12 protein-coding genes are annotated in these 12,877 nt (G+C 43.5%); 10 read left to right on the top strand and 2 right to left on the bottom strand.

The features are described 5' to 3' along the window. Positions 1 to 231: 231 nt before the first annotated feature. A complete protein-coding gene (locus B3D47_RS13815; RefSeq protein ID WP_004892764.1) occupies positions 232 to 1,536 on the bottom strand; it encodes a peptidylprolyl isomerase in 1,305 nt (434 codons plus the stop codon). After that, complete coding sequence (locus tag B3D47_RS13810) at positions 1,536 to 3,995, bottom strand: LPS-assembly protein LptD (RefSeq protein ID WP_248603653.1); 2,460 nt, start codon at positions 3,993 to 3,995, stop codon at positions 1,536 to 1,538. The genes B3D47_RS13815 and B3D47_RS13810 overlap by 1 nt, the downstream gene beginning before the upstream one ends. A gap of 121 nt (positions 3,996 to 4,116) precedes the next feature. On the opposite strand from B3D47_RS13810, the gene B3D47_RS13805 reads away from it, so the two are divergent. The 10 genes from B3D47_RS13805 (at position 4,117) to kdsB (ending at position 12,837) form a co-directional block, all read left to right on the top strand. Beyond that, positions 4,117 to 5,130, top strand: coding sequence for an aminoglycoside phosphotransferase family protein (locus B3D47_RS13805; protein WP_286862535.1), 1,014 nt, complete (start codon positions 4,117 to 4,119; stop codon positions 5,128 to 5,130). Continuing rightward, positions 5,131 to 5,820 carry an N-acetylmuramate alpha-1-phosphate uridylyltransferase MurU gene (murU, locus tag B3D47_RS13800; protein ID WP_286862533.1) on the top strand — a complete coding sequence of 230 codons (690 nt, stop codon included), beginning with the start codon at positions 5,131 to 5,133 and terminating at the stop codon, positions 5,818 to 5,820. A gap of 85 nt (positions 5,821 to 5,905) precedes the next feature. Then, complete coding sequence (rsmG, locus tag B3D47_RS13795) at positions 5,906 to 6,538, top strand: 16S rRNA (guanine(527)-N(7))-methyltransferase RsmG (protein WP_180185084.1); 633 nt, start codon at positions 5,906 to 5,908, stop codon at positions 6,536 to 6,538. 25 nt (positions 6,539 to 6,563) lie between these two features. Continuing rightward, positions 6,564 to 7,346: a ParA family protein gene (locus B3D47_RS13790; protein ID WP_004815561.1), complete on the top strand. Its 783-nt coding sequence runs from the start codon at positions 6,564 to 6,566 to the stop codon at positions 7,344 to 7,346. Then, a complete protein-coding gene (locus B3D47_RS13785; protein ID WP_004815563.1) occupies positions 7,343 to 8,230 on the top strand; it encodes a ParB/RepB/Spo0J family partition protein in 888 nt (295 codons plus the stop codon). The genes B3D47_RS13790 and B3D47_RS13785 overlap by 4 nt, the downstream gene beginning before the upstream one ends. 29 nt (positions 8,231 to 8,259) lie before the next feature. Further along, positions 8,260 to 8,898 (top strand): MotA/TolQ/ExbB proton channel family protein, encoded by a 639-nt coding sequence (locus B3D47_RS13780; protein ID WP_005222540.1) that lies wholly within the window; start codon positions 8,260 to 8,262, stop codon positions 8,896 to 8,898. 8 nt (positions 8,899 to 8,906) lie between these two features. Further along, positions 8,907 to 9,329, top strand: coding sequence for an ExbD/TolR family protein (locus tag B3D47_RS13775; RefSeq protein ID WP_004815566.1), 423 nt, complete (start codon positions 8,907 to 8,909; stop codon positions 9,327 to 9,329). Further along, on the top strand, positions 9,329 to 11,056 hold the full coding sequence (gene msbA, locus B3D47_RS13770; RefSeq protein WP_163165715.1) for a lipid A export permease/ATP-binding protein MsbA: 1,728 nt from the start codon (positions 9,329 to 9,331) through the stop codon (positions 11,054 to 11,056). The genes B3D47_RS13775 and msbA overlap by 1 nt, the downstream gene beginning before the upstream one ends. A gap of 2 nt (positions 11,057 to 11,058) precedes the next feature. Beyond that, positions 11,059 to 12,063, top strand: coding sequence for a tetraacyldisaccharide 4'-kinase (gene lpxK / locus B3D47_RS13765; RefSeq protein WP_180185085.1), 1,005 nt, complete (start codon positions 11,059 to 11,061; stop codon positions 12,061 to 12,063). A gap of 12 nt (positions 12,064 to 12,075) precedes the next feature. Beyond that, complete coding sequence (gene kdsB, locus B3D47_RS13760; protein ID WP_180185086.1) at positions 12,076 to 12,837, top strand: 3-deoxy-manno-octulosonate cytidylyltransferase; 762 nt, start codon at positions 12,076 to 12,078, stop codon at positions 12,835 to 12,837. Positions 12,838 to 12,877 lie beyond the last annotated feature (40 nt).

The following is a 12,877-nucleotide window of genomic DNA, read 5'->3' as shown; positions in this document are numbered from 1 at the left end:
GGCGGCTTCGGTGGTCAAGGCGGCTTCGGTGGTCAAGGCGGCTTCGGTGGTCAAGGTGCTGGCTTTAGTGACGATGCAAAATTCGAAGATTCTCAAGATGACGAAAACAACCGTTAATCTGATTTAAGAATCTAAAAAACCTCTCAGAAATGAGAGGTTTTTTTATGGTAATAGTCTTATATAGATAATAAAAAACCGGCCAAAAGCCGGTTTTTTTAAAGATGCTGAATATTAATTCTTTTTACGGTCCAGTTGTGGATCTTTAATCTCAACAAAGGCATTACTGCGGGTCTCACGTAACCAGCTATCCAGTTCTGTATCAAACTGACGTTCGCCTAAAAGCTGACGTGCCATACGTTCCTGGTATTCTGAAGTCATATCCTGTTGGCGCGTATCTGTCACCTGTAGAATATGCCAGCCAAACTGAGACTGGAACGGTTCACTGATTTGGCCCACAGGTGTTTTTTTCATACGTTCTTCAAATTCTGGGACCATCACACCTGGATTCACCCAGCCTAGACTACCACTGTCACGTGCTGAACCAGGATCATTGGAGAAGGTAGCCGCCAGTACGGCAAAGTCTTCACCATTTTTTAGGCGGGTATACAGACTGTCAATCATCTGTTTGGCATTTTCAGGACTCACTACTTCCGAAGGCTGAATCAGAATATGACGCGTCTGATATTGTTGTACGAGTGCACGCTTTTCACCCGCTTTACGATCAATCAGCTTAAGAATGTGAGCACCATCGCGGGCTTCAATCAGTTCAGAGGTTTGACCAGGCTGAAGGCTGGTTACACGTGATGCGAGCTCATCTGGAATATCTGAAATATTACGGAAGCCCATGTCAGCAGCTTCAACTTTGACACCATTTTTGGAGTATTTCTTCTCAATTGCTTTCAGGTCGGTAGAGCTTTCTAACTCTTTCTTTACCTCTGCTGCAACTTGAGCTGTATTGTCACCAGAAACACGGACATGTTGTACATGAACCTGACTACCGAGTAATGCCTGACCTTGCGGGGTTTTCAGGAAGTTTTCCACATCCTGATCGCTGATTTTGATACGGGAAGTCACAATCTGTTGACGTAAACGGTTAATCGCAAGGTCTTCTGCGATACGGTTACGTAGAGCAGCATAAGTATTTGGTGCAATTGAATCCAGCTTTTGCTGGAAAGCTTCCAGGCTGGAAGAACCAGAGTCGCGTGCAACTTTTAATACTGCATCATTAAGCGCTTTTTCATCAGGACGAACATTATAACGCTTTACCTGTTCAAGTTGAGCCTGACGCAAAATCAGTTGTTCCAAAGCTTGTTGTTGCAGGATTTGTTGTGACGGCGCAGGCTTCTTTTGCTTTTCGAGTTGATGAGAAATCTCTGCAATGCTTTGATCTAGGTCACTGCGAAGAATCACGCTATTGTCGACAACAGCTACAACTTCATCCTTGGTCTGTGCAACAGCAAAAGTAGGTATTGCTGCAGAAAGGCATAGCGCAAGTGTGGTTGCTTTAAAAAAATGTTTTAACTGTTTTGTCTTCATTAACGTTCTGTCCAAGTCTGATTGATATTATTAAAGCCCAGAATACGGTTTTCCAGTAGTGATGCCAATTTATTGTTGAATCCACCCAGGCCTCTCAGGCTGAGTTCTGCCATGATCATGCGTTTTGGTTTAACACCAGCTTCATTGATGTCATCCAGATCATTGTAATATGAGCGGCCATAGACGGAAACACCCCAACAGCATGACTCATAGTTCACGCCAAGTAAATATTCACGTGCAACGTTGTTTTCCAGATCGTATTGAGCATGACCAATCAGACGCCAGTTATTGAAAACAGGCTGAATGAATGAACCAACCACCTGATCATAGCTTTTTTGACGGTCAGTAATTTCTTTGCGATAGAAATAGCCTACATTGTAGAGATTACCTTGTTCACCAGTGTAATAGGCTTGCACATCGCGCTGTGCATTCTGACCATTCGACATCCATGCTGAGTTAAAGTTGACATGGAAATTATTGGAAAGCTGGCTGGATAGTTGAATTACAGGACCAGTATGCGTTTCACGGTCATATTCATCAATATCCCGTTCTAAAGTCACGCGACGGTCTTCGAAGAAGAAACTTTGGCCTATACTGGCACGCAGGCGTTCTAAACCAACATCATTGAACAGGCTGTAGCTTAAGCCTACGGATGCAAAGTTATTGTCTTCTAAACGGTCATGACCATAGAAACGACGTGGGCTGAATAGCTGATCATAGCTGATCGAAGCATTCACTGAGTCAAAATTTGGCTGATCTTCTTGATTCTCGTAAGGTGCGTAAGCATAAAACAGACGAGGTGTTAGTGTCTGTAAATAGCGTCCTTCTTTTTCAAAAATCAAACCAGCATCGAGAGTGAATTCTGGCACTACAATAGATTTATCTTCACTTGAAGAATTAGTTTGGTTCTGGTCTAAAAGATCAATCGTGTCCTTGTCATAGAAGGTATTAATGTTGCGCAAGGACAATTGAGGAAGCAGGAATAAACCAGGTGTTCGATGATTATAGCGAACTGCTAGATCGTTATAGATACGTGTACCACTCGGTTCGTAACTGCCTGTAGCTGGATTTATATTATTAACATCTTTTTTGAAATAGGCAGTATCGTGATTGGCTTCGAATTGCCAACCGAGCGGGTTGCCCGTTTTATAGTTGACTAGGAATTGTGGCAAACGCGCATAAGGACGGTCTTCATCTGCAACTTCTGGGTCTAGGGTCTGGAAATCTTCTACTTTTAACTGTGCTTTCAAGCCTGGAATACCATTTTTATAGTTAATTTCCCAAGCACGACGTAAATTCAGATCAGTTTTAGAATTTGGGTTATTATTGAGATCTGAGAAGAAATCTTTATCTGATGCATAGTTATATTCAAGATTGGTTGAGAACTGCTCGTTAATCTGCCAGTCATGACGGAAATGCAGGTCTTTACGGTCTTGATCATCATAGCTACGATCTGAAGGTAAAATGCCCCCCCAGATTTGACCATAGCCAAAGTTCTCGGTTAAATAACGGAACTGACCATCCAGCATTGCACCACGGTCAGCGATATAACGTGGTGTAATGGTAGCATCATAATTTGGTGCTAGATTTAAATATACTGGAACGCCCAGTTCTAAGCCACCATCATTGGTAAAACCAAAACTAGGGGTCAGAATCCCGGTGGTGCGACGATCATCAATCGGGAAGTTAAAATAAGGTACTGCAAGAACAGGCACATCTTTAACGTATATTTTGGTATTACGAGTTTCACCACGCCCAGTTTCCTGATTTAACTTGATACGATCTGCCTGAATTTTCCAGGTTGGCTTCTGTTCAGGTGGGCAAGTAGTATAGGTCGCATTTTCCAGTTCAACTGTTTCAGTGGAGGTTCTGGCGATCTTTTCTGCACGTCCATGCGCATGTTGTTCTTCTGCAATATAAAAGCTGTTATTTAAGTCGCCTTGTTGGGTTTTTAGGTTGTAATTAATGTCATCACTTTGTGAGAGCAGACCTGCTTGTGCCAGCTGTACTCGACCTTGAGCTTTTGCGTAGGTCTGGGTCTGGTCAATGGTCACTTGATCTGCACGAATCTGACGACCTTGCTGATCAATGATGACATTGCCTTCTAAGTAAGAATCGCCATTCGGATTATAGTGGCCATAGTCAGCAGTAACGGTAGAAGTCGCTTGATCTGGAGCAACTGCTTCAACTTCAGGTGAAACCGGAGTAATCCAGGTGCCTTGACAATAGGCAGAACTTAAATACTGTCCCTGTCGTTGTTGTGCTTCAGGCGTGGATTTGTCAACATAATATTGAGAGAAAAATGCTTCACCAGGATAGGTTTCCTGTAAGCTTTGTTTAAGCTGCTGATTGTTGCTATTGGATGAGTCATTTTCTGCAGCATAGCTTGAAATTGAGCTACCACATAACAAAGTTAAGATCGCAGTCGCTAAAGGATTATATTTAAACTGATGCTTCATTTGTCTCATTAACCAATCATGCTTTTATCGCAATTAATTATTGTCGCATCATAGAGAAAAAGTTGATAAGTAGCTACACTTAGCACTTTAAAAACTCAGCCTGTACTAGAATTTATTGCAAATGAATACTCAACGCGAACAATTGATACAATCTTGGATTGCTTCTGTACTCGGTTCAGATCAATTTGAAACTCATTTTTTAGCAGGCGATGCCAGTTTTCGTCGTTATGCACGAATCAAACTGAATAATAAAACATTTATGCTAATGGATGCACCACCAGAAAAAGAAGATTGTGTGCCTTTTGTGACGATAGATGAATTTTTTGATGCGAATGGTGTTCGCGTGCCGCACATTGTGGCGAAGGATCTGGAAAATGGTCTATTACTGCTCGAAGATTTCGGCAATGTAATGCTGTCTGATCTGCTCAATAACGACACTGTCGATGCTTATTATGAGCAGAGTTTTAAACAGTTAGTTCAGTTACAGTCTATTCAAGGCCAAGGTCATTTCCCTGAGTATTCTTATGAGAAACTGATCTCGGAAATGGAATTGTTAACTGACTGGATGTTGCCCGCTTTAAAAGTCATTCCGACCGCAGCAGAAAGTACGCTGATTAAGCGCACCTTTGCCATTCTGGCGAATGCAGCATTAGCTCAACCTCAAGTGATTGTGCACCGTGATTTCCATAGCCGTAACCTGATGCAGATTGCAGGTGAAACAGATCTGGGCGTGATCGATTTTCAGGATGCAGTCATTGGTGCGGATACTTATGACCTGATCTCGATTACCCGCGATGCCTATGTACAGTGGAATGCTGACCGTGTCTATCGCTGGTTTGAAACTTTCTACAATTTATTGCCGGCTTCTGCCAAAGAGGGTCGTGATTTTGGACAGTTCAAGAAAGATGCCGACATGATGGCCATTCAACGTCATATCAAGATTTTAGGTATTTTTGTGCGCCTGTTTGAACGTGATGGTAAATCGGGATATTTGAAAGATTTGCCGCGTGTGATGTGGTATCTGCTGGAAGAAAGTAAACCTTATGCAGAATTGCAGCCGTTTATGCAATTTATCAATGAGCGCGTATTGCTAGCTTTTGAAGAAAAATATGGTTCATATGAGGTGGCTGCATAAATGAAAGCGATGATTCTGGCTGCAGGCCTAGGTAATCGCATGCGCCCTTTAACGCTGCATACACCAAAGCCACTCTTAGAAGTAGGTGACAAGCCTCTGATCGTCTGGCATATCGAAAAGCTGGCGGCGATCGGTGTCAATGAAATTGTCATCAATACTGCATGGCTCGGTGAAAAGCTTGTGGAAGCTTTGGATGATGGTTCGCAGTTTGGTGTCAAGATTTTATGGTCACATGAAGGTGAGGGGCTGGAAACTGCTGGTGGTATTATCAACGCTTTGCCTTTATTAGGGGATCAGCCTTTTATTCTGGTGAATGGTGATGTCTGGACCACCATGGATTTTGCGCCATTATTGACAGTGGAGCTGGGTGAAAACCTGGCACATCTGGTGTTGGTGCAAAATCCACCTCAGCACCCACAAGGTGATTTTAGCCTGGCTGAAGGTAAAGCTTATACCTTTGACCAGAATGTTCAGGGTGAAAATCTGACCTTTAGTGGTGTCTCTTTGATTGATCCAAAAATGTTTGTAGGTCTGGAAGCAGGTAAGCGTCCACTGGCGCCATTACTCAAAGAGGTGATGCTGGCAAATCAGGTTGCCGCATCAAAGCTGACGGGTAATTGGGTTGATGTAGGGACGCCAGAGCGTTTAGCTGCACTGGATGCTGAAATTCGTGAAGGGAAATATGCTTAAGTGAATATTCACTAAGCACTCCCTACTGTGCCAATATAGAGAAAGCGGTATACTTTCTTCTAATTTTTTCGAGCGTTAATTGTTTATGCATACGTTTTTTCAGGAATTAAAGCAGGGTAGCCAGGCTTTAGGTTTAGCATTGAGTGATGAAACTTTAAATTTATTACTCAAGTACCAGGACGCTTTGGTGCTGTGGAATAAGGCATACAATCTGACTGCCATTCGTGACCCGAAAGAAATGCTGGTCAAGCATCTGCTAGACAGCTTAAGCATTTTAAAGGATCTGCCACCTGGCCGACTGCTCGATATTGGTACCGGCGGCGGGATGCCGGGCATGATCATTGCATTATGTCAGCCGGAACGTAACTGCGTACTATTAGATTCAAATGGCAAGAAAATCCGTTTCCTGAAGCAGTTTATTGCTGACCTGAAGCTAAAAAATGTGATTGCGGTGCAAACACGCGTTGAAAATGAAGACAGTATTAATGAACTCGGTCAGTTTGATGTGATTACCAGTCGTGCCTTTGCATCATTGACCGATTTTGTAGACGCATCGAAACCTTATATGCATGAGCAAAGTATTATTGCGTCCATGAAAGGTCTGATTCCACAAGATGAAGTTAGTGTTTTAAAAGATGAATTCAGTTGTGAGATTATTGAACTAAAAGTTCCGCGCTTAGACGAACAACGTCATTTACTTTTATTAAAACGTATTTAAGATTTTCAAAGGAATTGGGGTCAACATGGCACAAATTATTGCGATTGCAAACCAGAAGGGTGGCGTTGGCAAAACCACAACCGCAGTAAATTTGGCGGCATCTCTCGCAGTATTAAAAAAACGTGTGCTGCTTGTGGATATGGATTCACAAGGTAATGCTACGATGGGCTCGGGAATTCAGAAAAATGACTTACTTTATTCAGTAACAGATGTGTTGCTTGGTGAAGTGCCGATTGAAACGGCAATTACTAAGGCGGAAGTTGGATATAAAGTATTAGGCGCCAACCGTGATCTGGCTGGTGTAGAGCTGGCAATTGCCGAACAGGAAGGCCGTGAATTTATTCTGCGTGATGCCCTGCAGGAAATTGAAAAATCATTTGATTATATTATTGTAGATTGTGCACCAAGTTTAAGCTTGATTACCGTAAATGCCTTGGCTGCCGTCGATGGCGTGATTATTCCAATGCAATGTGAGTATTATGCATTAGAAGGATTGGCTGATTTGACTCAGACCATTGACCGGATTCAGCAGGCTTTAAATCCTGATCTACAAATCGTGGGTGTATTACGTACCATGTATGATGCGCGTAATGCACTGACACGTGATGTCTCTGAAGAATTACAACAATATTTTGGCAAGAAACTTTACGACACCGTAATTCCACGTAATATCCGTCTGGCTGAAGCACCAGCACATGGTTTGCCAGTGATTTATTTTGAAAAAAGTTCCAAGGGTGCAGTTGCTTACCTCAATCTGGCGGCTGAAATGTTAAAGAAAAGCAAAGTGAAAAAAGGAAGTAAAGCATGACCGTGAAGAAACGTGGACTCGCCAAAGGTCGTGGTTTGGATGCATTACTGGGGTCAATTCAAAAAGAAAAATTACAACTTGAAGCACAAGGTCTGGATCATGGCCAGCTGAAACAGATTGATGTGAATCTGCTGAAACGTGGTGAATATCAGCCACGTCGCTATATCAATGAACAGGATTTGCAGGAACTGGCTGCTTCAATTGAGAAGCATGGCATCATGCAGCCGATCGTCATCCGCCCGGTAGATGATGAACGCCATCCTTATGAAATTATTGCGGGTGAGCGTCGCTGGCGTGCAGCACAATTGGCAGGCCTTACAGAAGTTCCTGCGATTGTACGTGATCTGAATGATCAGGTGGCAATTGCGCTGGCTTTGATTGAAAATATCCAGCGTCAGGATCTGAATCCAATTGATCAGGCGATGGCGCTGCAACGTTTCCATGAAGAATTTGGTCTGAGCCATCAGGAGATTGCCGATACAGTAGGCAAGGCGCGTACGACAGTCAGTAATTTACTGCGTTTGCTGACCTTGGCTGAAGAGGTCAAAGACTTTATGCAGCAAGGGCTGCTTGATATGGGGCATGCGCGTGCGATCCTGACTTTGAAAGCCAAAGACCAGCTGAAAGTGGCTGAAATGGTAATTGAGAAGAGCCTGTCCGTACGCCAGACTGAGCAATTAGTGCGTGATTTCAATACCCCAAAACAGGATAAACCAAAGCCAGTCGTAGCGCCGGATATTCAACAACTGACACAACGTCTGTCAGAACGTTTTAGTGCAGAAGTAAAAATTGATTATAACAAGCAGGGCAAAGGCAAACTGGTCATTAGCTATCATTCACTGGAAGAGCTAGACGGTATTCTTTCGATCCTGGATGACGAATAAAACTTGATTCTTGATTGGGGATAAATCAGATGTGGGAATTGGTAAAAGCAGGTGGGTGGCTGATGCTACCCCTCGTATTATGTTCGATTTTCATGGTGGCCATCTCGTTAGAGCGATTTATTCGCCTGAAAAAGAGCCTGATATTACCTAAAGCGCTTTTGATGGGTCCCGGGCAAAATGCCAATCAGGTGATGCAAAAACTAAATGTAGATAAATCCCTGCAAGGGAGTACATTAGGCCGTGTTTTTGCAGCAGGTGCTGCCAGCCAGCAACAGACCGAGCAATATGCACGTGCCCAGATGGAAGTCGTTGCTTCGCAGGAAATTGGTTATCTGGAAAGAAATATTAATTTTTTGGGAACTTTAAGTGCAGTTGCACCTTTGCTGGGTTTGCTCGGTACAGTGATCGGAATTATTGAATCTTTTCTTATGATTGACGTGGGTACTACCAGCGACCCAGTGCTGATGATGCCGGGGATTTCCAAGGCGTTAATTACGACAGCTGCCGGGATGCTGATCGCGATCCCTGCCTTATTTGCACATCGTTATTTCCAGCGTCTGGTACAGGAATATGTGGCCGAGCTGGAGCAGCAGGCGACTTTATTTCATGCTGACCTGTTTTATTCGCATGCTTCAGAAGCGGATGAAAGTCTTCAGAAGGCGAGCTGAGGTGAGTCATGAAATTCAAACGCAATCAGGTTGAAGATGTTCATATCAACCTCACTCCGATGATTGACTGTCTGTTATTTATCTTGGTATTTCTATTGCTTTCTACGACTTTCAGTCAACTCAGCCGTATGAATTTGACCTTGCCAGACGCGCAAGGAGTTCCACCGAAAAACTTTGATCAAAAGGTTGAAGTCACTGTGGATGCAAATGGGCACTATGCAGTGAATGGGCAGTCACTGGCGAGCAAAGAAGTGGCTGATTTAAATACCGCAATTAAACAGATTTCTAACGAACGACGTGATTTAATGTTCGTGATTGCTGCTGATGCAAAAGCAGCACATCAGGATGTGATTCGCGTTATGGATGTTGCAGGGCAACTTGGCTTTGTGAACATCAACATCAGTACGAAAGTACCTACCCGAGGTTATTAGTGAAGCAAGATTTAAAAGTCTATTTACGTCTTCTCAGTTATTTAAAACAATTTTGGGGATTGGCCTTACTGGTTATCCTGGGTTTTGCCATCAATGCTGCAACAGAAGTCTCCGTTGCCAAGTTGCTGGAATATATTATTGAAGCGATTCAGACTCGTGATCAGGGTTTTACAACGATCTTCCCGTTTCTGGTGGTCTTGCTGATCTTTTTCCGCGGTGTAGGTTTGTTTTTGGGTGGCTATTTTACTGCAGTCATTTCCCGAAATCTGGTCTTTAATATTCGTCAGGAAGTCTTTGCCAAGCTGATGCGTCTGCCTTCGCAATATTTTCTGGATAATACCAGTGGTCATATTACTGCTAAAATCATGTATAACGTTGAGCAGCTGACTGCTGCCTCAAGTGATTCACTTAAAGTGATTGTGCAGCAAGGTTTAATCACAATCGCGCTGATTGGTTATCTGCTTTATACAAACTGGCGTTTAACGTTAATTATTCTGATTTTTGCACCGATCATTGGTCTGCTTATTCGCAAAGCTGCACAGCGTATGCGTAAGCTGTCCAAGCAAGTGCAGAACACCATGGGGGATGTGAACCATGTGGTACAGGAATCTGTAAATGCCAATATGGTGGTAAAAGCCTTTGGTGGTCAAACGTACGAGCAGGAACGTTTTAGAAAACACTCTCTAGAGAACTTGCGTCGTGGCTTGAAAATGGTTGTAGTGAAAGAACTCAATAGCCCGATCGTACAGTTCATTATGTCTATTGCGTTGAGTATTGTCATGTTTCTGGCTTTGCGCCCGGAAATCTTGCGTGATACGACTGCTGGTGAATTTGTCGCTTATATTACCGTGGCAGGCATGTTGTCCAAACCGATCAAGGCACTCACCGAAGTCAATGAAAAAATTCAGCGTGGTATGGCGGCAGCTTATTCAGTGTTTGAATTACTGGATATGCCGGAAGAAAAAAATGCAGGTACTTTTAAAGATACTTTAAAAGGCAATATCCAGCTGAAAAATGTGAATTTGACTTATTCTGATGGGTATCAGGCATTAACCGATCTGAATCTTGATGTAAAAGCTGGACAAACAGTGGCATTAGTAGGTCGCTCAGGTGCAGGTAAAACTTCATTGGTGAACCTTTTAATGCGCTATCAGGAAGCAAGCTCTGGTCAAATCCTGTTTGATGGCAAAGACATTAAAGATTTTGAGCTGAATGCTCTGCGTACCCAGATCTCGATGGTAAACCAGCAGGTGGTGCTGTTTAACCGTACCGTGCGTGAAAACATTGCTTATGGTCAGCTGGAAGATGCTGCAGAAGAAGATATTATTGCCGCGGCTAAAGCTGCTTATGCCCATGACTTTATTATGGCTTTGCCAAATGGTTATGATACTGAGCTGGGCGCACAAGGTCTGAATCTGTCTGGCGGTCAGCGCCAGCGTATTGCGATTGCGCGTGCTATTCTGAAAAATGCACCAATTTTAATTCTGGATGAAGCAACCAGTGCGCTGGATAATGAATCTGAATACTTCATTCAGCGTGCTTTTGATGCGGCAATGCAGGATCGTACCACTATCGTTATTGCTCACCGTTTATCTACGATTGAGAATGCCGACAGTATTGTTGTCATGGATCAAGGTCGCATTCTGGAGCAGGGAACCCATCAGGAATTGATCAACCGCAAAGGTGCTTATTACCAGTTGCATCAACGCAACTTCGAGGAACAATAAGTATGTCACTGGCACAGGTCATTCAGGATGCCTGGAATACACAGGCTAAATGGCTCATTGTATTTCGGCCATTGTCATGGCTGTACCAGATCGGATTTAGCTTAAATAAAGCCTTATATGATAAAGGTTTTAAAGCAAGTTATACCGCACCTGTACCTGTGATGGTGATTGGTAATATCACTGTGGGTGGGAGTGGGAAAACTCCATTACTGATCCATTTGGTTGAATATCTAGAAAAACAAAATGTCCGGGTTGGTGTGATCAGCCGGGGTTATGGAGGTAAAGGTCCATTTCCTTGCTATGTCGATACGCAGGCGACCGCAGAAAGTGTGGGGGATGAACCCGCACTGATTGTTCAGTCGACGGGTGTACCGATGGCTGTTGGTCCTAATCGTCAGCAGAGTATAGAGCTGCTATTGTCCAAACATGATCTGGATTTGATTATTTGTGATGATGGTTTGCAGCACTGGGCTTTGAATCGTCAGATTGAGTGGATCGTACTAGATAATAATCGTGGTTTGGGCAATCAGAAACTTTTACCTGAAGGTTATTTACGTGAGCCGGTTGAACGTCTAGAAACCGGTACTGTAATTGAGCATACGGCTCATCCGCAATCTGACTTGCATATGCATTTGGCTCCCTCACAGCCGTATTTACTCAATCGGGCAGGGTCGCAGACTTTTGATCCGAACTTACCTTTTTATGCCGTCGTCGGGATTGGTTTTCCACAGCGTTTCTATCAGACCTTGGAGAGCTTGGGTATTCAGCAATTCCAGTGCCATGAGTTTCCGGATCATCATGACTATGAAATTGAAGATCTGCAGTTTGAAGATAATTATCCGATCATTACCACTGAAAAAGATGCAGTAAAGATTATGGCTTTACTCAAACAGAATCCGGAATTTAATCGTGATATCTGGGTGGTGCCTGTTGAGGCAATATTATCGCCGGCCTGTTATGCGACCTTGCAGCAACAACTTGGTGAATACGGTATTTCTATTTCTTAAGGTTTATTCATTATGAAACACATTGTTATTCCTGCACGCTTTGCCAGCTCACGTCTGCCGGGTAAACCTTTATTAGAGATTCATGGTCGTCCAATGATTCTGCGTGTGGTTGATCAGGCGCGTAAAGTAGAAGGTTTTGATGATCTATGTGTGGCGACGGATGATGAACATATTGCAGCAGTATGTCGTGCTGAAGGTGTGGATGTTGTCATTACTTCACCTGATCATCCATCGGGAACCGACCGCCTAAGTGAAGTAGCAAAAATTAAAGGTTGGGCAAGTGATGATATTATCGTTAATGTCCAAGGCGATGAACCGTTATTACCTGCGCAACTGGTTCAGCAGGTGGCTCAGCTACTGGTCGATCAGCCAGAATCGTCTATGTCGACACTTTGTGAGCCGATTCATCAGCTTGAAGAATTTCAGCGTGACAGTATCGTAAAAGTGGTGATATCAAAGCACAATCAGGCGCTGTATTTTAGCCGTGCAACGATTCCTTATGACCGTGATAGAGCAAAACAAGCTGAGCAGAAACTGCATGATCAAGCCTATCGCCATTTGGGGCTGTATGCTTATCGGGTGAAGTTGCTTCAGGAATATGTAACTTGGGAAATGGGCGTTCTGGAAAAGCTGGAATCTTTAGAACAGTTGCGTGTGCTGGAAAATGGTCACCGTATTGCCATCTCTGTTGCTGAAGTGAGTTTGCCCCCTGGTGTAGATACCCAGCAGGATCTGGATCGTCTGAACCAGCTTGATCCATCTGTATTCGCCTAATTTGAGAATTTAGCATGCCGCTTGATGCCACCGCACAAAT

The sequence above is a fragment of the Acinetobacter sp. UBA3461 genome (assembly GCF_002381195.1).
Taxonomy (GTDB): domain Bacteria; phylum Pseudomonadota; class Gammaproteobacteria; order Pseudomonadales; family Moraxellaceae; genus Acinetobacter; species Acinetobacter schindleri.
Note: the sequence above shows the minus strand (reverse complement) of the source record. Positions and strands in the feature narration are given on the sequence as shown.